The sequence below is a fragment of the uncultured Tateyamaria sp. genome (genome assembly GCF_947494755.1).
GTDB lineage: Bacteria > Pseudomonadota > Alphaproteobacteria > Rhodobacterales > Rhodobacteraceae > Tateyamaria.
On sequence record NZ_CANLVZ010000009.1, the window covers coordinates 167,544 to 194,200 of the forward strand.

Below are 26,657 nucleotides of genomic sequence, written 5' to 3' on the forward strand. Positions count from 1 at the left end.
TGCTACCCACGCAGTTCAGATTCTGGTTGGTGAGGCCTCCACATTACTGAACCTCATGCGTCATGTCCAAACCTGCACAACGCTTGGCGACCTCTTCCTATGCGGGTTTTAAGCAGTTTTCTGGGTGGGCATATTTCGGTGGGGACGTTTGATGTCATAGTGCTGTTAATTCCAGACGCTTGCCTAAAAAAAACCTGAGCAAAATCGGTTATTGGTTTGCCGTTATTTCCTTAATTTCTGGAGGGTCCGTTCAAAACGATGGGGTGAGCGCAAGAATACGGGATAACCGTGGTCTCCAGGGATTATTATGGAGGCGCAGATGCAGTGGAGCATTACTTTGGACGCCATTGACCCGATCGGGGATGAATATCGCAAAGGCGTTCATGATCGAGAAGAGTCTTGATGGTCTGGCTGACGGGGAGCCGGGCTGCTTGATCGAAGACGGCAAGGCGATCATGAAAAAGGTTCAGAAGACCTGGCGACGTTGTTGCCGGATCAATCCGGGAGTACCTTCACTATGCTTCGTGGCTGGAAATTGGCTATGGGGAGACGGAAAAAGGCCGACAGGCAGCGGCGCTGGTCCGAAAACCTGAACTATCCGGGCCGACGGCAGTTCACGCTCACGCTTGCGGGCGATCCGGCACGCGAACTTGTCCTTGATGTTGACATGACGCACATATCTTTGGTCAAGCGACAGGACGGACGAACCTTCGAAGCAGCTGTTGGCCAGTGTGGGCGCGGCGGAAGAGGCGAGCCGGCGATTGAATCCTCTCTGGACCTATGTGAAATCCAACTATTTTGCGAGATATTCAGTCCAACGCGAAAATGCGTCCGCAATCAGGATCTTGTCAGACCCAACTACGAAAGTGGTGACACCGAGGCTGCGCCAATTTTCAATTAGGCGTCGCGCCTCGTCCTTGTCGGGCGAGAAAACAGGCATCATCACTGGAACACCAGCCGCAGCGGCTGCACCCACCATATGAGCCACGGCCGCGCCGACTTCCGGCGCGCGCCAGTTGCCTTCATACCCCATCGACACAGACAGATCAAAAGGCCCGCACATCAATGCGGTCAGGCCCGGCACGCTGACGATCTCCTCGATATTCTCAACACCCTTGATGGTTTCCACCAGTGCAATGGCACCCACTCGGGCCTCCTCAATGGCAACGTATTCGGTCCAGTTGCGGATGAAATGCCCGCCAGAACGGCAGCAAGGGCAAGCCCCGCGCAGACCGTGCGGCGCAAACTGCGTGGCCGCGACTGCCTGCTGCGCGGCCTCAGCCGTTTCGAGGTTGGGGATGACCACGTGACGGATGCCTGCATCCAGCGCCTTCATGATCTGTACAGGGTCGTTGTCAGCAAGCCGCACTGCGCTTGCAATCCCGTTGGCGTCCGCCGCTCTTGCGAGATTTTCCGCGGTTTCGATGCCGAAGGGCCCGTGCTGGCAGTCGATGATGGTGAAACCAAAACCGTTGAGCCCGATAAGGTCCACCAGTTCGGGCGCGGCAATTTGGGTCCATGTCCCGAAGCTTGTCTGATCAGAGCGAAGCAGCGCCTTGAGGTCGCAGGTCATGATGTCAGCCCCAGAATGGCTTTGCATTTGATTTCGGCGATGATGCCGGGCATGGAAAAGCTGGGCACGCCAAATCCGGTCCACGTCGGATAGAGGTTCGTGAAGAAACGATCTTTGACCGCCATGAAGGTTTTCAGATTGCCCATGTCGGGTGCGAACCAGCTTTCCAGTTCCACCACATCATCCCAATCCGCGCCGGCCGCGGCCAATATCTTTCCCATATTGTCGAAGGCTTGCGTATATTGTGCTTCGACCCCTTCCACGACGTTCAGGTCAGCATCGCGTCCCACTTGGCCCGAACAATAAAGCGTGTCGCCCACCAGAATGCCGGGGGCGTAATGGTAAGTTTCGTAGATGTTCTCCATCCCCTCAGGGATGATGACTTGGCGCTTGGGCATGGGGTTATCTCCTGTAGCAGACTGTTTCTATGGCTGCGGTGATGTCGCGAGCGTCGGGCATGTATTCCCGTTCCAGCCGGTCGTTGTAAGGAACGGGCATTTCGGGCGCACCGACACGGATCACGGGAGCATCGAGCCAGTCGAAGGCTTGCTCCATGATTGATGCTGCGATCTCCCCGCCAAAGCCACCGAAGAGGGGGGCTTCGTGCACTACAACCGCGCGGTTGGTCTTCCGCACGGACGCCAGGATGGTCTCCATATCAAGCGGCTTGATTGTTCGTGGGTCGATGACTTCGACATCGATGCCCTTTTTCGCTAATCGTTCGGCGGCCTGTTCGGCCCGTTCGACCATAGCGAGCGTTGCGATGACAGTGCAGTCGCTTCCCTCCCTAACAATGCGCGCGCGTCCCGGAGCGATCTCGTAGGCTTCTTCCGGCACGGGGGCTTCAGATCCGAGATAGAGCAGTTTGTGTTCCAGAAAGACGACCGGGTTGTCCGAGCGGATGGCCGCGGCCATCAGCCCCTTGGCGTCATAGGCGGATGCGGGGGCGTAAACCTCTAGCCCCGGCACATTGGCAAAGAGCATTTCGAGCGATTGCGTGTGCTGGGCCGCAAGACGAATGCCCGCCCCCTGCGGCCCGCGAAAGACAATGGGGACGCGGGCCTTGCCCCCGAGCATGAACCGTGCTTTTGCCGCCTGATTGACGATGGCGTCCATCATCAGGGTGACAAAATCAAACAGCTGAATTTCGATGATGGGCCGGAAGCCCTGAAGGGCGGCACCGACACCGCAGTTGGCAAGTACCCCTTCGGCAATCGGCGCGTCGCGGACGCGCTCTGTCCCGAAAGCCTGCTGCAAGCCCGCGGTCGTGCCAAAGATCCCGCCAATCGCGCCTACGTCCTCACCCATCAGGATCACCGTTTCATCACGGGCCATTTCGAGGTGGAAGGCCTCGTTTATTGCCTGTTTGTAGGTGATCGAACGCGTGCCGGGAGGTGGTTCGGCGCGAGCGAGCGCTTGCGCCGGGGTCTTGACCATTTGCTGCGCAGCCTCCAGGTCCGGCTCCGCCAGATCCGCCGCCCAGTCGATCGCGGTTTCTACGGCAGCATGAACGTCGGTCTGAATGGCATCGATCTGATTTGCGCGAATTTCGCCTGCGGCAAGGACCAGATCGCGCTGCCGCGCGATGGGATCGCGGGCGCGCCAGTCCGTTTCTTCTGCCGCGCTGCGGTAGCCATCCAGATTTGCGCGCATTGAATGATCGTCCCAACGGTAAGTCATTGCTTCGATCAGTGTGGGGCCTTCGCCTGCGCGGGCGCGCAGCGCAGCCTTTTCAACCGCGTCAAAAACGGCGACGGGCGCATTGCCGTCGATCACCATGTAGGGGACGCCATACGCATCGCCCCGCGCGGCGATGCCGGCACCTGCGACCACGCTTTCCGTGGCTGTGGTCAGCCCGTACTGATTGTTTTCACAAAAGAAGATCAGCGGCAATTTCCACAGGGCACAGAGGTTCATCGCCTCGTGAAATATCCCTTCGTTCGAGGCCCCGTCGCCGAAGAAGGCAATGCCCACCGCGCCATCGCCCCGCAGCTTTGCAGCCAGCGCGGCACCGGTCCCCAGGCCCATGCCTGCGCCCACGATCCCGTTGGCACCCAGAATGTTCAGGTCAAAATCGGCGATATGCATCGACCCGCCAATACCGCCGCAATACCCGTCGGCCTTGCCCATCAGCTCAGCATACATCCTTCCGATATCGGCGCCCTTGGCGATGGTGTGTCCGTGGCCACGATGGTGGGTCAGCAGAAAATCGCGCGGCTCGAGCGCGTGGCAGGCCCCCACTGCAATCGCCTCCTGCCCGACAGAGGAATGGGCCGTGCCCTTGATCACGCCCTTGAGGAACAGCTCCTTTGCGCGGACTTCGAATTGGCGGATCAACATCATCTGTTTCAGCAGCGCCAAGTGGTCGTCGCCGTTCAACCGGTTGGTTTGGGGGGTGGGCAATGTGTCAAGAATGGAAGCGTCAGCCATCGAAGATCACCCGTAAACCACTTGCGGCAGCCACAGCGACAGGCCGGGCCAAAGAATGACAACCATCAGCGCTACGATCTGGATTGCGATGAAAGGCCATTGCGCCGCAAAGATGTCCTGCAGGGTGACATCTGGCGGAGCGGCCCCCTTGAGATAGAAGCAGGCCGGCCCGAAGGGCGGCGTCAGATAGGCGATTTGCATCGACAGGTTGAAGACAATCCCGAACCAGATCGGGTCATAGCCAAGCTGTATCAGCACAGGCAGAAACACCGGCATCGTCAGGAAAAGTATGCCAATCCAGTCGATGAAGAACCCCAGCAGGATGAAAACACTGATCATCACGGCCAGGATCACTGCCGGTTCGTTCGAGACCCCGCCCAGTGTCGTGCGCGCAAAGTCGATGCCCCCCATCAGGTTGTATACGCCGATCAGGGCATTGGTGCCGAAAACAAGCCAGAATACCATTCCGCAGGTACGGAGCGCCTGAACCAGTACATCGCGCAGCATCTCGAAACTAAAGCGCCCCCGCACCCAGGCTGCAACGCCGGCACCAAAGGCCCCAAGCGCCGCACTCTCAGTGATCGAGGCAAAGCCTGCATAGATCGAAACCAGCACACCGCCCGCCACCAGCATCGGCAGCGCCACACCGCCAAACAACTTAAGCTTGTCGGTGAGCGGCATGTCCCGCTCTTCGACGCTCAACGGCGGGCCCAAGGCCGGATTCAACCCGCAGCGGATCAGGATGTAGGCGATGTAAAGGCCCGCCAGTAATAGTCCGGGCACCAGCGTAGCAAGAAACAGATGGGATATGCTTACCTCGGCCGTCAGCCCGTAGAAGATCAGGATGATCGACGGTGGAATCATCGTGCCGAGGCTGCCGCCAGCGGTGATCGTGCCGATCGCCAATTTCTTGTCGTAACCCAGTTTCAACATCTGCGGCAAAGCGATGAGGCCGAGCAAAACGATCTCGCCCCCGATGATACCGGTGGTCGCGCCCAGCAGAACTGCGACGAACGTAGTCACCACGCCGATGCCGCCGCGTAGCCCCCCGGCCCAGACATGAAAGGCGCGGTAGAGATCGCCCGCCACCCCCGACTTCTCCATGATCGAGGCCATAATCACGAACATCGGAACCGCAATCAGGGCAAAACTATCAAGGAATTCGACGGTACGGCTGCCCACGATAAAGAGTGCGTCCCACCCGAATTGCGTGACGGCCAGCACCACCGCTATAGAACCGGACACGAAGGCCAGCGGCACGCCGAGCATCAGCAACAAGCCCATGGCGCCAATGATCAGCAGCGTCATGGTTGCGATGTCCATCAGGCCCCCCGCCGTGCGACTACGCGTTGCAGGACCAGCAGCAGGAACACTGCGCAGCCGACGAACAACAGTGCCTTGAGGTAACTGGGCAACGGGGAGTTGAGCGTGCTGCCGGATCGCTCGGGGTCCCAGGCTCCCGAAAGGGAGAACCGCCAAAGGGCTTTTTCAGCCATCCGCCAAGCGGCATAGCAGAGGCCCGACAGATAGATAGTTCCGGCCAGCAGACTGAGCGCGTCGGACATCCGCGCCAACCGGGGTCGCTTGTCCACCAGAAAGGAGATGCGCATGTGAGTGCCTTCGGCCATACAGAAAGCACCGCCGAGGACGAAGCCAACGGATGCAAGCATGATCGACACCTCATGTGCCCAGGTGGTTGGCGCGTTAAAGCCATAGCGCGCCGCAACTTCATAGACCATCACAAGGATGATCGCAGCGAAACACCACGCTGACATGCGTCCCAACCATAGGGCAAATCGATCCAAGCTGGTCATTGAAAGGCTCCGACCGGGGCCGCACTCAGCGGCACGACCCCGTTTCCGTGAGGTATCAATTCAGGCCAATGCTGGCCATGAACGCTTGATGGCTGTCGACCACGGCCTGCGCATCCGCGGATTTAGCCCCCCAATCCGCCCAGACTTCATTTGTCATCGCCCGGAACTTGGCGGCATCCTCTTCGCCGAATGCGATAAATGTCACCCCCAGTTCATCCTTCGCTTTGGTTTCTGCAGCCGCATCTTCGGCAGTCAATGTCTCCTGAAGTTCCGCCGACATCGCATTGCAAGCGTCCTCGAACTTTTGCTGGTTTTCAGCCGAAAGTGCATTCCACGCATCCATTGAGATCGACATTTCTGTTACCGCCATGGAATGGCGTGCAAGGACCGAGTATTTCGCCTGGTTGTGCATTCCCAAGGCGACGTTCAGCGCGACATTCGCGAGATCAGTGGCATCTAGCACGCCTGTTTCCATCGCTGTCACGCTCTCGCCGACGCCCATGGTAACCAGCGACGCTCCCGCGCGGCTGAGCAGGTCAGAGGCAAGACCGCCAGGCGCTCGCATCTTGATGCCGTCCAGATCGGCAACCGACTTGATCTCGACCTTGGACGGAATTTGTTCGGAAGGCCAATAGATCGGACACACCAGCATGAGATCGTATTTGGCATAGAGCGCGCGCGCGAGCTCCAGCCCGCCGCCTTCGGTGAACCAGCGGTCGCGCGTGGCACTGTCGGGATAGGCGGCCAGCGTGTCGCCCAGCACGCCGAGGGCAGCATCCTTACCCGCAAAATAGCTGGGTGCGGTGTATTGTCCATCCAGCAGGCCGTTCTCTATGGCGTCAATCGTTTCACCTGCACCGACAACGGCCCCGCCCGGCAGAACAGTGATGGCTACAGCCCCATCTGTGTCTTCACTAAGCTGTGCAGCCATCGCTTCGAAGGCCTTGGTGGTCGAGGCGTTGGCGCCCAGAAAAGTCTGCATCTTAAGTTCTGCCGCACCTGCCGCGCAGGTCATGGCAAGAACGCTAGCAGCGCTTATCGTCAATGTTTTCAGTGTCATTGTGTCTCCTCCCATAAGGTTTGGTTGCGGCTTAGGCCGCTATTTTCGGTTTTTTCATTTGAAGAATGTCGCGGGTTTCTGCGACGGTCGCAGGCTCACGCCCCAGGCTGCGGGCTTGCGCCACGATCTTGTTGATGACCTCTGCATTGGTCATGTGCCGCGCGCCGTCCATGTAGGCGTAATCTCCAAGACCGATGGAGATGTGCCCACCCTGTCGGATGATTTGTTCGGTCAGATGAAACAGATCACCCTTGTAGTTCACGACCGTCCAGACCGTCTGAAAATCCTTGGGCAAGAAGGCGGTATGCGCATCCAGACCGGCTTGCGTGCCCGGGTGGCCGGCAAAGATGATCTCGTCCGTCATGCAAAAGCAGACGTAGGCGGGGTCGCGCAGGACACCCATTTTCAAGAATTGTTCAATCTGCCTGGTAAAGCTGACATTCCAACTGACAAGATATGGTTTGAGACCGTAGCGTTCGATGCGATCAGCGAAATACATCAGCGTCTCGGTCGAGTTCTTATAAATCAGGTCGGTCGTGTCATATGTGCCGGTATCGGGATTCCACCAATCGACATTCACGCTGCCGCAATCCATCGGCGCGAAGTCCGGCGCGGTCTCGGCCGTTTTCATCATGGCCTCGACAGCGGCAAATCGTTCGCGAGCGTCGGCATCGTTGGCCACGTACCCGAGCGTCGGGTGGATCAGAATGTCGGACTGCGCGCGGATACCAGCATTGGTTTCAAGATAGAACTCTGACGCGTGATCCGGCGCGCCGTCTTCCTTGCGCCCATGGTAGTGAAACACGGATGCGCCTGCATCGTAACAGCTTTTCGCATCGGCAATGATCTCGCGCGGAAGGAACGGTACATGCGGATTGCCTCGACGCGTTGCCAACTCGTTGACACGCGCTTCAATAATAACCTTCTCCACAGTTTCATCCTCCCGCTAGCGGCCGTTTCTGGCCGCACCTACGAGAGGCTATAGGGCAGAATCAGGTCAATTGATATATAAAGTTATATAAGGTGTTGCGATTTCCACTAGATTATATATCTTAAGGTATATGATTGAGCCACCTCCCCCTCGAACCCTAGATGTAACCAGCCTGCTTGGCGGTGCCTTTCCGGGGCACACTATGCAGCGGCTACGCACGCCGGACGGCGATTATCGCTACAGTTATGTAAGTGTAGAGGTTCAAGCCGCCTTCGGCCTTGATGCACAAGCACTCATGGCAGAGACCGCTGTTGACCATTCATGGATCCATGCCGATGACCGGGAGCGCTTTGTGGCGGCCCTCGAACACTCGTCGAAGCACTTGACGACGCTGGATGAGGAGGTTCGCGTGCTTTTGCAATCTGGTGGGACCAAATGGGTCCGCTCCTTGGGTCAGCCGCGCCGCATGAACGATGGCACTGTGATCTGGGACGGCGTCGCGCTTGATGTCACGGACCGGCGCGAAGCTTTGATGGCCTTGGAGCGCGCGCTGAGCGACGCACGACGCAATGAAGTTTCCGAAAGCCGGTTCGCCGCGATTGCAACCCAGGATGTGTTGCAGCCGCTGAACGCTCTGGCGGAGGCGGTGGCCGCGCTTGAAAGCCACGGCAGAACCGACCTCAACGGCGTAGCGCCCCAGGTGACGGAGGTGGTGCGCAGGTTCGATGACTTCACCCGAGCTCTCTCTGCCACCCGTTCAATGGTCGAGGCACACCCAACGCAAATCGAACGGCTGCAGGCGACACAGACCACCGTTTGCAGTTCTCTGACTGCCCGGCAACTGGAGATCATGCAACTTGTTCACACTGGTGCCTCGAACCAAGATATCGCCGAGGCGCTGTCGATTTCGATCGGAACGGTGAAACTGCATATTTCAGCGATCTTAAAACGCACCAAGGCGCGTAATCGCACAGAAGCTTCGCGCCTTTGTTTTGGGTGAACCATTGCGGCAGTTGGGAGCAAAATGATGGCTGGCGGGTGTTAAAAGTAATGTACCATTTCAATATAATTGCCGCGTGGGAATTTCGCGAAGTCCATGACAAATCTTGGCCGGACAGCGGACGCGTTCGAGTTGGCGAGTAACTTAGGTTAGGCAGGTAAGTGCCAGCTCGTTTCCACGCGGCCTTTCCGCGAAACGGTTGTTCATGGAATGCGCAAAAACGGCCGGCATCCCGCCTCCGACCTCGTGTACACCGCGAGTTCGTCGAGATTCCTGCGCTGAGGTCCGATATTTGTGTAAATCCCGGATACAAATTATGTGAGCGATACCTGAACTGCGACTCCTATTGGCGTTATCCGTGGGTGGCCTAGATATCGATACTGCGGCGGGATCATGCGGCCATCGTCGACGAGTAGCCAGACCAGCGGTAGATTCACCGGGTCATGCCTCACCTGCATCTTGCCGCAGCACCGTCCGACCAACGACGCAAAGGCATCACTCCAGTCATGCACCCCCAAAAGCGTGATCCCGGTGCGCCCGAGTGCTTCATGACGCGTATTGTGATCCCGACAAACCGCCAGAGGAAGCCAGTCCTCGAACTCCGTCAGGGTCAGGACCGCATGTTTCTTGCTGGCGTAATCGCCCATGTCGTCATCATCAGCCTTGCCGGTTTGATTGTCGGCGGCAAGCTTCTCTTATGCGGGGCTGGATCGGCAGCCAAGTTCTTTGGCATCCCAACAATGGTGATCGGGCAGATATTGGTGGGCTTTGGAACACCGACGCTCAAGCTTGTGACGAGCCTGCGAGCGGTACCTGACCTGATCCTCCAAAACCTCCGTCAGGCCTAAATTTTAGGTCATCACTGGCTTGGGCAACATAAAGACGCATTCGCACCGCGCACTGGATATGTGGTCGTCGGTAGCGCGACGTGTGGTCGGGCGCGGCGCAGAACCTCGGGCGCGCCAGGCTGATTTGGGTCGCTATGTTGACCCGGTTCGTCGAATTCCAAGCCGATTCCGGGGGGCCATTATCCCTTGCGCTTGCGTTTACAGCCAGTAGGCTCGGCACAAAGCTTGGGAGCTGTCGATGAGAAAAGAGAGCCAGATCAGAGTGTTGTTCCCATATGCCGACGGGGACACGATCGGCGGCAGTCACACCTCGTCACTCACACTCGCAACGCAACTTGATCGGCGCGACTTTTCCCCCATGGTCATGCTGCACGGACAACCGGGCGCACTCGGTCGTCATGTAGAGGAACTCGGGTTGCAGACGCGCCGGTTGGAACAGCCGCCCGTCATGGCCGGTCGCTTGAAACGCGGGCAGCGCGATGCTTCCTTTCCCGGCTACATGCTGCGCGCTGTCCCGGCACTGGTGCGCGTGCTTCGGCGGGAACGCATCGACATCGTACATACCAATGACGGCGGGATGCATGCGAGTTGGGCCTTACCGGCAAAGATGGCCGGTGCCCGCTTCATCTGGCATCATCGGCAAGCGCCAGATGCGCGGGGCGTCAATATGATCGCACCGCTTTTCGCCGATCGCATCCTCTCGGTGTCGGAGTTTTCACGCCCTTCGCGACCCATCAGGAGTGTTGCAAACCGGTTCGAGGTGGTAAGGAGCCCATTCAGTCTGTCGCCCGATCTGCCCGACCGCAAGGCCGCGCGACATGCCCTTTTGTCCGAAATCGGCGCGCCTTCGGATGCCGTCCTTATCGGGTATTTTGGCGCGTTGACCCCGCGCAAACGGCCCGACCACTTCGTTCGGGTCATTCACGAACTACGCACGGCCATGCCCGATCGCGCCGTCCATGGGGTCGTCTTTGGTGCCGAGCCTGTCGGCGGGCTTGAGGTCGAAGCGCAATGCCGCGCGCTGATCGCAGAACTGGGGCTGATCGGTCATGTGCATTTGATGGGCCACCGCACTCCGGTGGACCCGCTTTTGGCGGCAGTAGATGTTCAGGCCGTCACGGCGCTGGACGAACCGTTTGGGCGCACTTTGATTGAGGCGATGCACCTTGGCACGCCTGTTGTGGCCACGCGCCATGGGGGCAATCCCGAGGCAATCATCGATGGGCAAAGCGGGTATTTGGTGGACCACATCGACCCCGCTGCGTTTGTTCCCGCGATCAGGAAGGTTCTGGACGAACCCGAAAAACGCCGCCAGATCACCGAGGCGGCAGCACGATTTGCCCGCAATCTGACAATCGAGGCACATGTTGCAAAGGTCTCGGCCGTTTACCGGGAATTGGCCGCAAGACCCACACCCAAGCACAACACCTCCGGCGACGGCAAGGAAGGCATGCCATGACTGACGGTCGCGACATTCTGCCGGGCCGCCTGGCCGAACATGATGGGCAGGCACCTATCCAGGTACTCTATATCGGCGGATATGGGCGCAGCGGTTCAACCGTCGTCGATATCGCGCTTGGGCAATTCCCGGGCGTTTTCGGAGCCGGGGAAATGGGAAACCTTCAGCGTCACGTCTGGGCAAACAACGAATACTGTGCGTGCGGCGCCCAGGTGCGTGACTGTGAATTGTGGTCCGTCATCGTTGAACGCTGGCTGGAGGGAGAACCGCCCGGGACGATGGAGCGGTACAAGCGCCTCTCAGAACGCTTCGAAGCACTGCGCAATCCGCTCCAGCTTTTGGGGGCGATGACGTGGACTAGGTCCTTTCGCGAATATGCGCGGCTTACACGCAGCCTGTTCGCAGCGATCCGGCAAACGGCCAACTGCCGTGTGATCGTTGACTCCTCAAAATCCCCAAGCCGAGCCATCGCGCTTTCGAGAACACCGGGCGTGGATCTGTCCCTTTTGCATCTGATGCGCGATGGACGTGGGGTTGCGTGGTCGATGATGAAGTCTCTTGAGGTGGATCCAAGCGCAGGTGTGCAACGCTCTGTGGGTGGAGCCCCGGCATTACGGACCACGCATCGTTGGATCGCGTTCAACATATTGGCGGAATTTGCGGCCTCGCGCCTTGGCAAGAAACGATCAACCCGCCTGCGCTATGAAGACTTCACAGCCGATCCTGTCGCCGCGTTGCAACCGGTTCTGGCGATGATTGGCGTATCGCCTGCGGCCTCAGATACCCCAGATCTTGCTGAGATTGTGGCGGACCACCAGGTTGCAGGAAGCCGCATCCGTATGGGCGGTGCACTTCGCATTTCGCGCGACGCGTCGTGGGAGACAAAAATGCCCGAAAGGGATCGATTGCAGGTCCAGCGCCGCGCGGGCTGGATGCTAAACCGCTATGGCTACCTTTGAGTCGTTCCTGTTCGCGCTGCGGGCCAGCTGTGACAGCTTGTCAGGTAACCGTTCATCAAGAAGCCGCTGACCATGTTCGATGCGTCCATGGCAAGGTGGATTGCAAATTTAAGCACAATCCCTGCTCGACTACGACAGCGAACAGCAGCATCGGGTCATTTCATTGGTTCACCGCACCAAGCGCCTCTATCAATCCTTGCCCCATGCAGAACGCAGCCATCTTCTCAGTATTGTAGATATCCGGTCGGTCGGTTTCTCAACACCAAAAAGTTGTGCTTGCCGTCATCCTACAATTAACGGCTCAGACCATCGTTTCGAGGTCCAGAAGAAACGTATCGGTGTTGTCCACGTAGCTGCATGAACCGGTCAGATCCACGGCGGCATATGTATCCGACCCGGAGCACGAGTTTGAGTATGGATTCACCCGGCTGCAAGGGCTCAGCAGCGCACTGAAAAAACATCTGGCGTTGAGATGCCGCGGACCGTCAGTCAAAAAATTGAGCTGGTCCACCCGCATTTGAAGTCTGCCGGGCACATCGTACGACCGATTAAGCACGGCACCGTCATGGCAACGCGGGGCGGGCCGTAGTCGGCGAAGCAGGTCCGGATTAGCCCATAACCTAAGGATTTAGGGTTGGCCATGACAGGTGCGGCCCGTCCCTGCCATTAACCATAGTACGTCGTTGCTGCGGTGCGATCCATCGAAGGAGACATTCGCTGCAACTGCGCAATCGAATGAGATGTGAACTGACCGTTTCCTGATCTTTCGGTCGTCGGTAAGCTACGTAGCCAGATCTAGCGTGGATCGGTCGGACTAGTTCGTAGACACCTGTGCGAATTGCCTGGCATTCATATGTGCTTTTGGATCTTATGTCGGGCCGTGTGACCTGCTATCCTTCTCATCGTTCAGCAAGTCCTAATGATTACGGTCGGAGCCCATCGTGGCGGCGTCAAAGTTGGAGCAGGAAGCGGCGGTGCCACTTCACTTGAGCGGAAGATCAGGTGCCATGGAAATCTTGCGGAAAACGCCCCTATTTTCCTTCTGGCGCTAGCATTCTTGGAGCTATCAGATGCTTCGGTGACTGTGTGGGCGCAATTGCTGCTGCCTTTGTCGCAGCGCGTCTGCTCCATGTTCTCGCGTTCGCATCCGAAGCTGGCTCTCACCTCGCCCAAGGCAGTTTCATCTTTCCGGCCATGCGGTCTGTCAGGGCGATCTCGACTGCGCTCATTGGCATTGGCACAAGAGTTTACTTGCTTGTGCGGGTCTACCCCCTCGTCGGAGGAGCACGATGTGACGGGGACGACTCCTGACTGTCGCTATGCTTTGGCTGACTGCTAGCCTCTCCATTACCGAGGACGCTCGACATCACGGTGGTCTCTGATCATGAATTGATCACAATGCGGGACGATGCTGCCATAAGGTCGCGCACCACCACCGTCTGGTTGCGCCGAAGTCACAGCATGTTGCTTCCGTTCAAACGGCGATCAAGAGGAGCATAACAATCGCCATGCCCATCATCATCAGGTTTTCGGTCAGACTTACGAAACCAAGCGGCACGTTCGAGTTGCCGCCTACACAGGCGCATTTCAGCTCTCGCTTGTCGATGTATACCGCCTTGAACACGCTGATTGCGCCGAAGGTGGAGATAAAAAGTGCTGCAGGGGCAGCCAGCCATGTCAGCAACATGCCTGTCATCAAAATGCCCGCGCCGGTTTCAACCCACGGATAGACATAAGCGTATGGCACCCATTTGCGGGCAACGAGATCGTAGTTGAGGAACATGGTGGTAAAGCCCTCGATGTCGCGGAGCTTCTGCATCCCCAGCAAGATCATCGACACGGAGATGAACCAACCGAGCGTCTGCCATGTGATTGCGCCGAGAAACCCGATGGATAGCGCAAGTGCCGTCGCAGCGGCAACCGCAAAGAGATAGATCACCGGCTGGTAGGTAGTCGCGTCGGGATCGTAGTCGGTCAGTTGTTGACGCAGAGCGTCATAGCCACCGACCCGCTCGCCTTTGATCCAGACCTGTGGGGTGGTGGGCACATCATGCGCCTCCTTGAATGCGTCAACCTCTGATCGCTCTCGGAACAGGCGGTCATCGACCTCAAATCCCTGACGCTCCAAAAGCCAGCGTGCTTTCTGTCCCGCCGGGCACAGATGGTTCGGCAGTGCCATACGATACAGAACGGCTGTGTTTCCGGTTGCAGCGGCGGCGGGATCGGTCGTCACATCAGCGACGTCGCGTGTGTCCTTGGGCATTGTGGGTCTCCTTCGTCTCTGAGTTTTGTTCGGGGGCTACAAGGCTACCGTGATGCGTATTCATTGAATCCGTTCTAGTGCCGTCGTATGTCCATTGTCTGTACTTCCAATATACCTATATGGGGTATATTGCCAGACTGGCAGCCCAAGGCTCCAAACAACGAGGATTGCCGGCGTGAAAGCGAATAAAGACAAGACACTGGACCGGCTTTCACGGCTGGAAGGGCAGGTTCGGGGTGTGGCTGGCATGGTTGAGGCCGACCGCTACTGCATGGAAATTCTGGCGCAAACGGCTGCGATCCGGTCGGCGATCCTAGGTGTTGAAAAACTCATTCTGGAAAACCACGCAGAGCATTGTGTCGAGACAGCTATCCAGAGCGGCGACCCTGAAGAGCAGCGGGCGAAGTTTGACGAGCTGATTGGGCTTTTGCAGAAAGCGTCGAAGTAGGCCGGCCAGCGCCGCCAAGGGCAATGCCAGGGGGGATCAGCCACCAGAGTATTTATCAGGTGACTTCAAACCAAGCCATCATGCCCGACTTCTGATGCGACAGCATGTGGCAATGGATCATCCATGCACCCGGATTGTCTGCAACGAAGGCAATTTCGACAGTTTCATCTGCGCCGATTAGCACAGTGTCTCGCACGTCGCCTTCCATATTCGCAGTGCCACTTTTTGACAGGACGGTAAAATGGTGACCATGCAGGTGGATTGCATGCGGAAACATCGAGCTGTTTGTCAGTTCCATATGAACCGTTCGGCCTATTGCCGCCCGGAACATTGGCTCGTTCATGTCGTTCGCTGCACCGTTAAACGCCCAGACCATTCCGTTAGCAGCGAGTTCGCGGAATCCCATGGTTTTTCCATCAAAGCGGGCTTCGCGCATCCCGCGCATGGCACCGCCTTCCATCAGCAGCGTTTCGCGTTGCGGGCCTGATAAGTCTGGCATGGGAAGTGTGCCCCACGCAGGTAAAGGGCGGACATCAGCGCCGCGTGACGGCAAAGTGTCACCCGAATGGATGAAGCCGGCAATCTCCACCCACTCTCCGTTACCGGGATCAAGCAGCAGGCTAGCCCGGGTCTCTCCGTCCATACGCCCGTCGATTACAATATCCGCCCTTTGCGCAGGTCCAAGGACAAGCGTGTCAGTTCCGCGTGGCATGACTGGGTAGCCGTCCAACGCAATCAGTCGTGCCGATAGGTGTGGCAAGGACAGCGACATGATCCGGTCCGTGGCCGCGTTGATGATCCGCAACCGCACGCGCTCGCCGGGTTGAATGTCCAGTTCAGGATAGGCTGCGCCGTTCACCGTGACCGTGTTTCCCATACGCCCACCATGCGACGCGGCGTGCAAGTCGTCCCATCTGTCCTCGACAATGCGGGCGTCGCTATCTAGCAGCCAATCATCAAGAACAAGTACCAGCTCGCGCGTTGCAGCACCTGGTTCGCCCAGCCAAAGTTCGCGATCCTCTACAATCAATACACCTGCGAGGCCACGCGCCACCTGTTCCGTGCTGCGGTTGTGAGAGTGATACCAATATGTGCCGGGATCGGGGGCGACGAAGTCATAGTCGAACGTTTCGCCGGGCGGCACCGGGGCTTGTGTCAGCGGTGCCGCGCCATCCATGGCATTTTCGATGCGGATGCCATGCCAGTGCACGGCGGTCGGTTGCGGTAAATCATTTATCAGCCGATGCCTGATCCGCTCCCCGGCTCGTAAGCGAATTTCCGGGCCGGGAACCGTGCCTGCGCCTTCGGTGGCGTAGGCCCAGACAGGAGTAGAAGGATATCCGGCAGGGGCAAGTTGCGCAGATGAAGGTGCCGCCCGCAGGATTGGCAAGCTCCCATCGGCCAAAGAGGGTCTGGACAATAGGGTTGCGCCGCCAAGCGCAGCAGCCGCTTTGAGAATTGATCGTCGGGATAAGGAGATCACGAGAGTTTCCTTTTCACAGGTTCACCGGAGGCGTGGTGATTGAAGTGAGCGTTGCCGTCACAATGAGGATCAACAGCACGGCGACGGCCTCGATTTGAATTGAGCGGCGCAGGCGTGGCGCGGCAGTCGGTTCGCCGGAGGCGAGCGCGGGAACCAACTGCCATTTGTTGACCGCGGCAAGGGTCATCAAGCCTGCCACGACGCCGAGCTTAGCGAGCAGCGCCCAACCGTAAGCTGTCGAAATCAACGCAGAGAGCGACCCGGTCATGAGCCACGCAAAGATCAGACCGACGATGACAAGGAGAGCAACCATGACACTGGCAACGTTTCCAAAGCGATGAAGCAGCACTGCCCCTGCTGGCTGTCCGGCAGCATGACGCAGAGGGGCCAGTGCGCCGATCCAGAACGCCGCAGCCAGCAGGTGAACCGTCAATAACAACGCGAGCAGCCAGCGGGGATCACCAAGAGAATGGCCGACGGATGTGTAGGACACCGCAATCAAGAGCGCCCCGATCAATCCTGCCCCGAGGCCGACCACTCCTCTTATCAAGACCGCCACGACCAGCACCCCACCTGCGACGCGCCAGATCGCTGCCACCCCAAGGGGGCTGTCCCAAACAAAACCAAGCATCATCGGATCGACGGCTCCCGGCAAACCCATCCCAGATATACGGGCGGCCCGGATGCCAAACCGCAGTGCCAGCACCGAGATCCCTATCAAAGCGGCGATTGCGGCGACTTTGCGGGCCAGTTGCCGCACATCGGCGGATGCACTTGGAAAAGCCAAGACAAACAGTGGGCCGCCCATAGCAAGAAGCGCCGCACCATAGCCCGCAGCTTTCGCACCAATCGACGCAATGGCCCATCCGTCGATTGGTGCCAGACCCTCCACGTGGATTAGTCTGCTATTGTAAAGACGAAGGTGCCCTGCATGGGATGCCCGTCTGCCGACAGGCCACGCCAATCAACCGTATAGGCCCCGTCTGGCAATTCGGCTGCCGGAAGTGCCCGAAACTCGGTCACGGCATCCATGCCGGTTTCCCGCTCGATACTCACGTCGCCAATCGGTCCGGTCAGCGTGATTGCAGTCACACGCATCGGATCATCAAAGCGCATTTCAATGGCTTCAACCGATGTCACTATCGTTTCATTTGCCGGGGTAGTCTCTTCAGCCTTGGAGTGCGCCCAGGCACCGGTCGCGGTTACGATCAGCGCAAGTATTGCAAGAACACTTTGTCTCATTGTCTGTTTTCCATTTCGTCATGTCGAGCACGGATTTCCTCCGGCCAGGTCGATTTGATGTAACTGAGAACGGCGATGATCTCTTCATCGCTCAGAACGCCCTCGTAGATCGGCATGTTAGAGGCGTAATCGGGATTGCCGATCAACGCGCCGGTGCCGTACTTGGTCAGCCGAAACAACGTGTCCCCGTCATGGTGCCATGTGTGTCCGGTTTCGTCATGGGGCGGTGCGGGAAGCCGTCCATCCTCACCCGGAGAGCGCCAGTTGGCTTGGCCTTCAAGATCAGCACCGTGGCACGTGGCACAGTTCGCCTCATAGACGTCTGCCCCCAAAACAATGGTTGCGCCATCAGTATCGCGCAGGACGGTGCGGTCGGTCTCCTGCCCGACTGCGCTGGAGATATACAGAGCGGCCCCGATCAGCACCGTTCCACCACCAGCTAAGAATACAAGCGGTTTCACAAACCGGCCTGATAGAAGACTTCGCCAGCACTCGCATTGCCGCCAAAGGCGATCACGTCATAGCGTGTTGTTGGGTCATTTCCCATGCCGGGCGAGCCGCCGGGCATACCGGGAACAGCGATACCTGTGACGCTCGGGCGCTCGTCCAGCAATTTTGCAAGCGCTGCAAACGGCACATGGCCTTCGACGACATAGCCGTCGATCATAGCGGTATGGCAGGCCCACATATTAGCGGGGATTTCCGCGTCCAGTTTAACGCTGGTTACGTCAGCGGTGTCGGTGACTTCAATGTCATAGCCTTCTTCGCGGGCCAGTGCCACCCAAGCGCCGCAGCATCCGCAAGTGGGACTTTTTGTGACGTGCATGGTCCCGCGATCAGCCATCTGTGAATGGCTGTCGGCTTGGGCCATGCCCGCCCATCCAAAAGATGCCAGCACAAGGGTCAGTGCAGCGGCATGTGTGAGGGCCAGACGTGTCTTTATCGGGTTCATGAGACTATCCTGTCGTAAGATAAACGCCTGTCGTTCAGAGCATGGCGCAAAGCCCGCATCGATATGATGGCTCGTCTTTGTTGCACCACGCAGAGGCACAGCGAACATCACACAGCCCGGAGCGGGTTGAGAGGACCCGATGGTTCCATACCGGCCAAAAGCAGACCGAATGTACGGAACACATCCTGAACCACCACTGGCGCGGAGCTTGCCTGGTCTGTTGCCGGAAGCAGAGCCGGCAGAGCATGACAGGTTTGGGTGCGTTCGGTGCTGTCCTGACAACAAGCGGGGTGGTCGCCCGCCGTCGTTTCAGCGGCAGCGTGGCCATGACCTATTTCGCGCATATGGCCCGTATCCATCGCACCGGAGAACGATGCGGATAGCGTCAAGATGGCGAATATGAGAAAACGAACGAAAGACATGCGATATACCTACATGGGGTATATGTGGTTTTGCAAGTCGCAGGTCTGTTACTTGCTGTCGCAGCGCGTCAATGTCCGCGGGCATCTTTACCAAGCGCCATTATCAAGTGATGCTCGCGATGATGATCCTGGCTCGCCATCAGCCCGAAGAAACCAAGGCCTTTGATCCGGTCAACAACGTCGGGATCATCGCTTGTCACGCGCAGCTCTATTCCATCTTCGATTTGCAAGGTTTCCACAGTCCAGCGGTCATCCTTTGCGAGCTGCGCCGCATGCGCAGGCACCATCCGCTGAAGCGTCGCGATTGTCTCTGTATCGCCGGTGGCAAGGGCGATGATACCGTTCAGGACGTCAGTTTCCGAAACCACCGCATCCGAGATCATTCGATCCATATCGACCAAATGCGCCCGCAAGCCAGATAGATTAACCGTAGCCCAGTCCGTATCAGGATCGGCTTCGAGGACACGCACGACTTCCGACAGTGCCGCGAAAGCGCCTTGGCCGGGTTCCGACAAAACTCCGCCAGTCGCTATCTGATCGTGTCCGTGAGCTGAATGATCCATACCAGCACCGTGTCCGGCATGGCTGGTCTGCGTGATCGCGATCGCCGCGCCACCAATCAATGCCATCGTTGTCAGGATATTTTTTGCCCGCATGCTGTGCCGCCTTTCAAGTTGTCATTGCACGCTATCGGATCTGCATCATTCGCCGTATGATATTTATCATGTCCGAGTGGAAACATATTTTTAACGGCGCAAGCCTCCGCAAAGTCGCAAAAGGAGCAGCTGTGTTCCATCAGGCCGATCAAGTGCGGTCTATGTATCTCGTGCGGTCCGGCGCAGTCGCTTTGGAGCGCACCCTGAGGGATGGTGTGCCACTGACGCTGCACGTCGCCACACCTGGTATGGCGTTGGCCGAGGCGTCTTTGTTCGCAGAAACTTATCACTGTGACGCAGTTGCGCGTTCGGACGCCGAAGTCGCCGGACTGTCTCGCGCCAAGTTCTTGGCCGCACTTCGCAACCGCCCCGAAGCGGCCCTTAGCCTAATCGAGAGCCATGCAAAGGAGGTGCAGGCGCAGCGGGCACGCATTGAAATCCTGCGTCTCAAGCGCGTGTCTGATCGGCTCGATGCTTGGCTGGACCTTCATCGCGCACCGTCGAAAGGCGCATGGATCACCGTGGCTGAGCAGATCGGTGTTTCACCCCCTGCGCTTTATCGAGAGCTGGCGAGGCGCAGGAACTGAAGCAAACCTTCTGCTGCACCTAGCAGAAGCTGGAAGAAATGGGCTCATTGCAGACCTCAGAGGCGGCGCAGCATCAACGGTTGCCCGTCGCGATGTAGCTGGCGAGGACGGTTCGCAGCTGCCATCCTACCGAGGCAGCTATCGCTGCGGGAGCAGGATCTACCACAATTTTGAGGTCGGAAGCGCGGGACAAAGCCGACATATGATTTGAGAATGTGAAGGTCTGGACTAACCCTGGCGTCAGGGCTCATAGCCAATGGATGAGGAGTGCCGCAAGGGCGATGGCTGAGGGGAAGACCTTCGGGCGTTGGTCATAACGGGTTGCCACGCGCCACCCAAGGGTCTTCCTGTCCGCCAGCGCACTCGCAGCCGTCGTCATCTACTGCTTATGAGTCCTGAGCCTAGGTTTCCAATTCCGGCAACCAATGAACCGCATTGTCGAGACCCACATTCAGAGCAGCAATCGTTCCTGCCGAATGATCCGCCCTCAATACGAAGCTTTGCGTCTTGCGTTAACGGCAGGTAGTGACACCGACCCTCACTACGGTTTCGCCGTCCTTTAAACAGGCGGATGCGACAGCACCCGCAGACTCCGGAAGGCACGAAATTTTGTCGTTGGCGGGCGAACGTCACCCCAAGAATCGCTGGCCGCGATCATGTGGATATCTGCGAATGAAGACCACAAGAATTGAGGGAACAGTGACATCACTTCACAAAAGTCGCTCAGGACGCAGTCCAACACTGGACTGGCATGAGCACGGCCAATCCGATTTTTTAGGCACACGGCATCCAGCAGAGTAGCCTGACGACAATTGCGCGCTACCAGAAACTGAACTATCTTGATACCCCGGTTGAGTCTGATCTCATTTGGTCAAAATCCACAAAATTCAAAAGTCTTTCCGAGAATCTCGAGATACTCAATGATTGGTAATCTGATATCCAGAAATCACTCGAAGGGCTCTCAAGAGCCAACGTTGGCAGGGCCAAGAACAAAAAAAGGAAGCCCTGCCAACGTTAAAACAAATCTAGCTCTTGGAGTTCTGGGTGGGGGCCCAGTGGTCTTAGTCGGCCAATCGTAGGGTTATATCGTGAGAAATCTATCGGGTGGTTCCGGTAACGAGATTTAGCCACAATTGGCTGCTTTCTCCTGCATAAACAACTATGGCTCCACTCCTTCGTTAAAAGGTTTCTCTTTTTGAAACATTCGAGACCCCCCCAAAGGAACATAGAAGAATAAGGAGCACCACGTGGCAGTTATCACAACCCCATCCAATGCATCGGGCCAAATCGGTTTAACTGGCACCAGCCATGATGACGTAATCCACGCGTATGACTATGCCAGCGTCCGGCAAACACACGTATATGCGGGCAGTGGAAATGATGTAATAAATATGTATTTTGGAGATGGCGAAGAGTATCACCCAACCTGGAATAATCAACCTAAAGAGTATCATGGTCACCACGTTCGAGGCGGTGCGGGTGAAGATGTGTTTGATTTTCGCAGCTTGGGTTCTGTAAGTGGCACCGTGATTGGCAGGATTGAAGACTTCGATCCTTCTCGAGATCAAATCCGGATTGAAGGTATAGAAATTACGGCGAATGATCTCGCAAATGGAGAGGGTCGTACGGGTGCCTATTCCTGGAAAATAGTCGATTGGAACGGTGATTACAACGATCCGAGCGGCACACCCCAAAAATGGTTATTGATCGACACAAACGGAGGATGGGTTTTTTATAGCCTGGAAGGTGCAAGAGTAGATCTTACCGGAGACGGTGCAGCCAATAGTGGACAGCATGAAGGCCACTTTTTCACTACTGCTCCGCCGGATTTTGCCACGATGCCGTCGGTTAAATATGTTCCGGAAATCAATGTGATACCCCAAAAAAGTGATGGTAGTGAGTACCTTCCATCGAATGGTGGGATACGAATAGACGATTTGGACTCAGTCGCAAACGATGTGTTTGAGATCATTCAAGGCACAGGCGGTGATGACGTTATCGCTGCTGGACTAAATGATGACCAAGTTCAAGCTGGTGGAGGGGATGACCTGATTTGGGGTGGCAGCGGAAGCGACACCGTGAACGGCGATCATGGGCACGACACAATTCATGGCGGTTCGGGGAACGACTATCTGACTGGTGCACTTGGCAATGACCACCTATTTGGTGATGAAGGTGATGATGTCCTCAACGGTTGGGGAGGTAATGATCTTCAATACGGCGGAAATGAGAACGATCGCTTATATGGTCAACAGGGTAATGATACCCTTAATGGTGGAGCTGGGAATGATTTACTCTACGCTTCGACAGGTGATGATCATCTTCTTGGAGGAGATGGAAACGATTATCTAAATGGAGGAGATGAGAACGATCATCTAAATGGAGGACAGGGCGCAGATACGATGACAGGTGGTGCTGGCGCAGATCTATTTGAATTTAAATCTGGCGACTTAATGGACTGGGACACTCTAAGCGGCTCATGGTCGAAAAGGAATGATCAATTAGATTTGATCACAGATTTCACCATAGGTGAGGACATCATAAAATTTGACGAGGTTCCAAATGTGAATTCGATATCAGATTTGAAGGCTTGGAAAACAGTTATTGATGGGAACACGCATTTCACAGTGCAAGTGCGCGCAACGAATGAGCGATTCCTAGTTGATACCGACGACACGACCTCTTGGTCCCAGCTATTTGATGCCGAAAATTTTCTATTCACCTAGGTGTTTGCTTCTGTGGTTTGATGATGCGCTCTGCTCCTTTGAATTGACGGAGGCATCATGGGAGAAATTCGTCACGGGAGCACCACGACGGCGCACTCCGTCAGAGCAGTAGCATGGCGATCATAAGTTTTGATCGCGGAAGTGAATCGGGAATTGGGCATCAATCCGGCGATATCAAAAATTTCGGAGAAAATTTTGATAGACCGCATTGCAGCATAGCGCCATCAAACAATCGGCACGAACTCTCTGCGTACTAGGGGAATGCTCGGGCTGACGTCACAAGCATTAACAAGGTAGCGATTGGATGGATCAAGCTGAGAGCCGAAACGGTCGTCGACTTCAGGTCTTAGTGGTGCTGGTTATTCAATGACAGGTTATCATGAGCTTCGCGTTGCAAGACGGGCATCGCGCCAACTGTATTGGTCCGTCGGCATTTTCAGCGCCTTTGCCAATATATTAATGCTCACCGGACCACTGTACATGCTGCAGGTCTATGATCGGGTGTTGGGAAGCGGCAGTGAAGAAACCCTCGTCGCTTTGTCAATATTGGTGATCTTTCTATATGGTGTCATGGGGATACTGGACTACACCCGTGGTCGCGTCATGGCGCGTGTGGGTGCTCGGTTCCAATCCGCGCTGGACGAGCGTGTCTTTGATGTGGTCCTGCGTAAATCTGCCACTGCGCCGGATGCCCGCACCCAGTCCGGTCTGATGGATCTGGAAGCCATTCAACGGCTGCTGACGTCACCTTTGTTGATGGCGTTCTTTGATCTGCCTTGGACTCCAATTTTCATTGCCGGAATTTTTCTGTTTCATCCGTTGTTGGGGTGGTTGGCGGTTGCGGGCAGCGTCTTTTTGATCGCCATAACACTCGCCAATCAGTTGCTCTCAAAACGCCCTCAACTGAAATCAGCTCAGGCGGCTCAAGCTGCTACGCGGGCTTCAGATCAATTCAGGACAGACGCCGAGATGATTCAGGCGATGGGTATGCGAACTGCGGCCCTGCGGCAGTGGCAACATGCACGGCGAGCGTCGCTGGCCGAACAAATCAAAACGACGGATGTCGGGGGCGGATTTACTTCGCTTACCAAAACTGTTCGCCTGCTCCTGCAAAGTGCGATGCTTGGGCTTGGGGCCTATCTCGTTTTGCAAAACGAGATGACGGCGGGGGCCATGATCGCAGGATCAATAATGCTTGGACGGGCTTTGGCCCCGATCGAACTCATGCTTGGGCAGTGGCAATTGGTGCAGCGTGCCCAATCGGGTTGGCACGCGCTGGCGGCATTGCTTAGCGCAGTCCCACCAGAACGCCCACATACAGATCTGCCAAAACCTAAGGCCAGGCTGGTGGTAAAGTCGCTGATTGCAGTCCCACCTGGAGAGAGCAAACCTGCCCTTGCCAACGTTGGATTTGACCTCCCCCCCGGATACGCGATGGGGGTCATTGGCCCGTCGGGATCTGGAAAATCAACGCTCGCGCGGTGTCTGACGGGGGTCTGGGCACCGGCAAGAGGGTCGGTCCGCCTGGACGCCGCTTCGCTTGATCAATACGCCCCCGACGTGTTGGGTACGTTGATCGGGTATCTGCCGCAGCGGGTGCACCTGTTTGACGGCACTGTTGGGCAGAATATTGCGAGGTTGTCGGCGAACCCAGACGCCGCAGTGGTGGTTGCGGCCGCCAAAAAGGCAAACGCGCATGAGATGATCCTCGCCCTGCCGGACGGCTACGACACGCAGATTGACGTGTCGCAGCAACGCCTGTCGGGTGGGCAGATTCAGCGCATTGGTTTGGCGCGCGCCCTTTATGGCGATCCTGTCATCCTGATTTTGGATGAACCTAACTCCAATCTCGACAATGTAGGCAGTCAGGCCTTGAACACGGCAATCCGCGAGGCCAAGGCCGATCAGCGATCTGTCATCATCATGGCGCATCGACCCGCCGCCATTCAGGAATGCGATCTGTTGCTGGTCCTGGAAAACGGCAAAGCGGTGAACTTTGGCCCCAAGGACAAGGTGCTGGAAACGATGGTGAAGAACCATAGACAGATACGACTTGCATCGACCCGAGATGGGGGCGTGACATGAACGAACCGCGTTGGTCCGCATTCTGGCCATTGGCGTTTGGGTTTGCTGCGGTGATCGTCCTTATGGGCGGCTTCGGGCTTTGGGGCGCACGTGCAGAAATTGCAGGTGCAGTGATTGCTCCGGGCAAGGTCGAAGTCGATCAGAACCGCCAGATTGTCCAGCATCCCATCGGTGGCGTGGTCACCAAGATCGCGGTCCAGGAAGGTGATCTGGTAGAGGCTGGCGATGTGCTCATCCAGCTCGACACTCAACAGATGCTGTCCCGCCTTGCGATCATCAATGGGCAACTGGCGGAAACTCTCGCCCGGCGCGGCCGTCTTGAAGCGGAACGAGATGGGCAGGATCAAATTGCGTTTGACCCTATATTGCAGAGTGACACGTTCAGCGGCCCCGAGACGGACGACTTGATGGCAGGTCAGATCAACTTGTTTCGGGCTCGCAACGAAACTGTCGCGCAGCAAATTGCCCAGCTCAGCGAACGCAGTGCCCAGACCGAAAACCAAGTGTTGGGCATCCAGGCGCAGGAACGCTCGGTTGTGCGCCAACTCGAGCTCATACGGTCTGAACTGACCGCACAAGAAACGCTTCTTGAGCGCGGTTTGACCCAAACCTCTGCGGTGCTCGCCCTGCAAAGAGAGGCGGCATCACTTGAGGGTCGCATTGGTGAATTGTCGGCGTCCAAAGCGCAAGCCAACCAGCGCATCACCGAGATTGCAATGCAGGTCCTCGGCGTCACGTCTGGAAAACGTGAGGAGGCGATAACTCAACTGCGCGACTTGCGCGTGTCGGAACTGGAACTCACCGAAGAAAGGCTCGCGCTGATTTCTGACATTGCGCAAATGGAAATCCGTGCCCCGGTGTCAGGGCTGGTCTACGATATGCAGGTCAAAACGATGCGATCCGTCGTTGGCAGTGCGCAACCGGTTCTCTTCCTTATCCCGCAAGACCGGCCTTTGGTGATTGCCGCACGTGTTGAGCCGACAGACATCGACCAATTGGTTGTCGGGCAACCAGTGAATTTAAGGTTCCCCGCCTTGGATCAGCGCACAACGCCGGAGTTGAAAGGCGAGGTCGCTCTCGTCTCGGCGGATGCTTTCGAGGACGAAGCTATTGGATCGACATACTACCGGGTGGAAATCGTTCTTGCCAAAGGTGAAGTTGACAAACTGGGTGCCAATCAAACGCTGTTGCCCGGCATGCCAGTAGAGGCCTTTATCCGAACAGAGGACCGCTCCCCCGTCCAATACCTCGTGAAACCCATGTCAGACTATTTTGCGAGAGCGTTTCGAGAAGGGTGATGGGTGGAACAGCGGCTTAGGCTCAGGCCTCATAGCCAATGGATGACGAGTGCCGCGGTAATCCCCCCGAAATTTAATGGTGTTCAGAAGTAGAATTTTCTCGGCAAGATATCTGAGGAGATTTTTGATGAAGAACGGACGATTCAGCGACGGGCAGATCATGGGGATTTTGAAGCAGGCGGAGAGCGGCGTGCCGGTTTCCGAGCTGTGCCGCGAGCATGGGATGAGCAGCGCGAGTTTTTACAAGTGGCGTGCGAAGTATGGGGGCATGGATGCCTCGATGGTGTCGCAGATGAAGGCAATGGAGGCTGAGAATAAGCGCCTGAAGCGGATGTATGTGGACCTGTCCCGTTTTTGTGCCGCCCCAAGTGCTCGTTTAGGCCACTTTCCGTTCGAAAGCGACAGGGCTTTTCCAGCCCAG

25 protein-coding genes and 1 pseudogene are annotated in these 26,657 nt (G+C 57.0%); 11 read left to right on the plus strand and 15 right to left on the minus strand.

Annotated elements, in window-relative coordinates; all coding sequences use genetic code 11:
* Nucleotides 1-793: 793 nt before the first annotated feature.
* Genes Q0908_RS12925 through Q0908_RS12955 form a run of 7 tightly spaced genes read right to left on the minus strand, consistent with a single transcriptional unit; the run spans nucleotide 794 to nucleotide 7,808 of the window.
* Nucleotides 794-1,573: an aldolase/citrate lyase family protein gene (locus tag Q0908_RS12925; protein WP_299284931.1), complete on the minus strand. Its 780-nt coding sequence runs from the start codon at nucleotides 1,571-1,573 to the stop codon at nucleotides 794-796.
* A complete protein-coding gene (locus tag Q0908_RS12930) occupies nucleotides 1,570-1,971 on the minus strand; it encodes a RidA family protein (protein WP_299284934.1) in 402 nt (133 codons plus the stop codon). Before Q0908_RS12930 ends, Q0908_RS12925 begins: the two co-directional genes overlap by 4 nt.
* A gap of 4 nt (nucleotides 1,972-1,975) precedes the next feature.
* Entirely contained in the window at nucleotides 1,976-4,003 is a 2,028-nt protein-coding gene (locus Q0908_RS12935) for a dehydrogenase E1 component subunit alpha/beta (protein WP_299284936.1), read from the minus strand.
* Between the two features lie 6 nt (nucleotides 4,004-4,009).
* Entirely contained in the window at nucleotides 4,010-5,326 is a 1,317-nt protein-coding gene (locus Q0908_RS12940) for a TRAP transporter large permease subunit (RefSeq protein WP_299284938.1), read from the minus strand.
* Nucleotides 5,326-5,817, minus strand: coding sequence for a TRAP transporter small permease subunit (locus Q0908_RS12945; RefSeq protein WP_299284940.1), 492 nt, complete (start codon nucleotides 5,815-5,817; stop codon nucleotides 5,326-5,328). The genes Q0908_RS12940 and Q0908_RS12945 overlap by 1 nt, the downstream gene beginning before the upstream one ends.
* Nucleotides 5,818-5,872: 55 nt before the next feature.
* Complete coding sequence (gene dctP, locus Q0908_RS12950) at nucleotides 5,873-6,877, minus strand: TRAP transporter substrate-binding protein DctP (protein ID WP_299284943.1); 1,005 nt, start codon at nucleotides 6,875-6,877, stop codon at nucleotides 5,873-5,875.
* A gap of 31 nt (nucleotides 6,878-6,908) precedes the next feature.
* Nucleotides 6,909-7,808: a 3-keto-5-aminohexanoate cleavage protein gene (locus tag Q0908_RS12955; RefSeq protein ID WP_299284946.1), complete on the minus strand. Its 900-nt coding sequence runs from the start codon at nucleotides 7,806-7,808 to the stop codon at nucleotides 6,909-6,911.
* Nucleotides 7,809-8,010: 202 nt separating this feature from the next.
* On the opposite strand from Q0908_RS12955, the gene Q0908_RS12960 reads away from it, so the two are divergent.
* From Q0908_RS12960 to Q0908_RS20425, 5 genes are all read left to right on the plus strand, one after another.
* Complete coding sequence (locus Q0908_RS12960; protein ID WP_299284949.1) at nucleotides 8,011-8,808, plus strand: LuxR C-terminal-related transcriptional regulator; 798 nt, start codon at nucleotides 8,011-8,013, stop codon at nucleotides 8,806-8,808.
* 548 nt (nucleotides 8,809-9,356) lie between these two features.
* Nucleotides 9,357-9,656 (plus strand): hypothetical protein, encoded by a 300-nt coding sequence (locus Q0908_RS12965; RefSeq protein ID WP_299284952.1) that lies wholly within the window; start codon nucleotides 9,357-9,359, stop codon nucleotides 9,654-9,656.
* 238 nt (nucleotides 9,657-9,894) lie between these two features.
* Complete coding sequence (locus tag Q0908_RS12970) at nucleotides 9,895-11,115, plus strand: glycosyltransferase (RefSeq protein WP_299284955.1); 1,221 nt, start codon at nucleotides 9,895-9,897, stop codon at nucleotides 11,113-11,115.
* On the plus strand, nucleotides 11,112-12,074 hold the full coding sequence (locus tag Q0908_RS12975; protein ID WP_299284958.1) for a sulfotransferase: 963 nt from the start codon (nucleotides 11,112-11,114) through the stop codon (nucleotides 12,072-12,074). The genes Q0908_RS12970 and Q0908_RS12975 overlap by 4 nt, the downstream gene beginning before the upstream one ends.
* Before the next feature lie 901 nt (nucleotides 12,075-12,975).
* Nucleotides 12,976-13,413: an MAPEG family protein gene (locus Q0908_RS20425; protein WP_366869165.1), complete on the plus strand. Its 438-nt coding sequence runs from the start codon at nucleotides 12,976-12,978 to the stop codon at nucleotides 13,411-13,413.
* 135 nt (nucleotides 13,414-13,548) lie between these two features.
* Here the strand turns inward: Q0908_RS20425 and Q0908_RS12980 are convergent, their stop codons facing one another.
* Nucleotides 13,549-14,337 (minus strand): glutaredoxin, encoded by a 789-nt coding sequence (locus Q0908_RS12980; protein WP_299284961.1) that lies wholly within the window; start codon nucleotides 14,335-14,337, stop codon nucleotides 13,549-13,551.
* Nucleotides 14,338-14,512: 175 nt separating this feature from the next.
* Here Q0908_RS12980 and Q0908_RS12985 point away from each other — a divergent pair, with 175 nt between their 5' ends.
* The gene (locus tag Q0908_RS12985) at nucleotides 14,513-14,785 is read left to right on the plus strand and encodes a metal-sensitive transcriptional regulator (RefSeq protein ID WP_366869160.1); all 273 of its coding nucleotides are present in this window, start codon (nucleotides 14,513-14,515) and stop codon (nucleotides 14,783-14,785) included.
* A gap of 55 nt (nucleotides 14,786-14,840) precedes the next feature.
* Here the strand turns inward: Q0908_RS12985 and Q0908_RS12990 are convergent, their stop codons facing one another.
* The 6 genes from Q0908_RS12990 to Q0908_RS13015 form a co-directional block, all read right to left on the minus strand.
* Nucleotides 14,841-16,268 carry a multicopper oxidase family protein gene (locus tag Q0908_RS12990; RefSeq protein ID WP_299284964.1) on the minus strand — a complete coding sequence of 476 codons (1,428 nt, stop codon included), beginning with the start codon at nucleotides 16,266-16,268 and terminating at the stop codon, nucleotides 14,841-14,843.
* 13 nt (nucleotides 16,269-16,281) lie between these two features.
* Nucleotides 16,282-17,160, minus strand: a complete 879-nt coding sequence (locus Q0908_RS12995; protein ID WP_299284966.1) for a CopD family protein — start codon at nucleotides 17,158-17,160, stop codon at nucleotides 16,282-16,284.
* A gap of 5 nt (nucleotides 17,161-17,165) precedes the next feature.
* Nucleotides 17,166-17,510 (minus strand): copper resistance protein CopC, encoded by a 345-nt coding sequence (locus Q0908_RS13000; RefSeq protein ID WP_299284968.1) that lies wholly within the window; start codon nucleotides 17,508-17,510, stop codon nucleotides 17,166-17,168.
* Nucleotides 17,507-17,971 (minus strand): cytochrome c, encoded by a 465-nt coding sequence (locus tag Q0908_RS13005; RefSeq protein WP_299284970.1) that lies wholly within the window; start codon nucleotides 17,969-17,971, stop codon nucleotides 17,507-17,509. The genes Q0908_RS13000 and Q0908_RS13005 overlap by 4 nt, the downstream gene beginning before the upstream one ends.
* A complete protein-coding gene (locus Q0908_RS13010) occupies nucleotides 17,968-18,462 on the minus strand; it encodes a DUF411 domain-containing protein (protein ID WP_299284973.1) in 495 nt (164 codons plus the stop codon). Before Q0908_RS13010 ends, Q0908_RS13005 begins: the two co-directional genes overlap by 4 nt.
* 490 nt (nucleotides 18,463-18,952) lie before the next feature.
* Entirely contained in the window at nucleotides 18,953-19,540 is a 588-nt protein-coding gene (locus Q0908_RS13015; protein ID WP_299284976.1) for a hypothetical protein, read from the minus strand.
* A 68-nt stretch (nucleotides 19,541-19,608) separates the two neighbouring features.
* Between Q0908_RS13015 and Q0908_RS13020 the strand changes: the two genes are divergently transcribed.
* Nucleotides 19,609-20,127: a Crp/Fnr family transcriptional regulator gene (locus Q0908_RS13020; RefSeq protein ID WP_299284979.1), complete on the plus strand. Its 519-nt coding sequence runs from the start codon at nucleotides 19,609-19,611 to the stop codon at nucleotides 20,125-20,127.
* 247 nt (nucleotides 20,128-20,374) lie between these two features.
* Here the strand turns inward: Q0908_RS13020 and Q0908_RS13025 are convergent.
* Nucleotides 20,375-20,461 (minus strand): annotated as a pseudogene (locus Q0908_RS13025) (IS5/IS1182 family transposase); the annotation flags it as partial.
* 913 nt (nucleotides 20,462-21,374) lie between these two features.
* Between Q0908_RS13025 and Q0908_RS13030 the strand changes: the two are divergent.
* The 4 genes from Q0908_RS13030 to Q0908_RS13045 form a co-directional block, all read left to right on the plus strand.
* Nucleotides 21,375-22,853: a calcium-binding protein gene (locus tag Q0908_RS13030; RefSeq protein WP_299284982.1), complete on the plus strand. Its 1,479-nt coding sequence runs from the start codon at nucleotides 21,375-21,377 to the stop codon at nucleotides 22,851-22,853.
* A gap of 366 nt (nucleotides 22,854-23,219) precedes the next feature.
* Nucleotides 23,220-24,938 (plus strand): type I secretion system permease/ATPase, encoded by a 1,719-nt coding sequence (locus tag Q0908_RS13035; RefSeq protein WP_299284985.1) that lies wholly within the window; start codon nucleotides 23,220-23,222, stop codon nucleotides 24,936-24,938.
* Nucleotides 24,935-26,236 (plus strand): HlyD family type I secretion periplasmic adaptor subunit, encoded by a 1,302-nt coding sequence (locus Q0908_RS13040; RefSeq protein ID WP_299284988.1) that lies wholly within the window; start codon nucleotides 24,935-24,937, stop codon nucleotides 26,234-26,236. The genes Q0908_RS13035 and Q0908_RS13040 overlap by 4 nt, the downstream gene beginning before the upstream one ends.
* Nucleotides 26,237-26,363: 127 nt before the next feature.
* Nucleotides 26,364-26,657 (plus strand): transposase (locus Q0908_RS13045; RefSeq protein WP_299284991.1); only part of this gene is annotated, 294 nt, incomplete at its 3' end.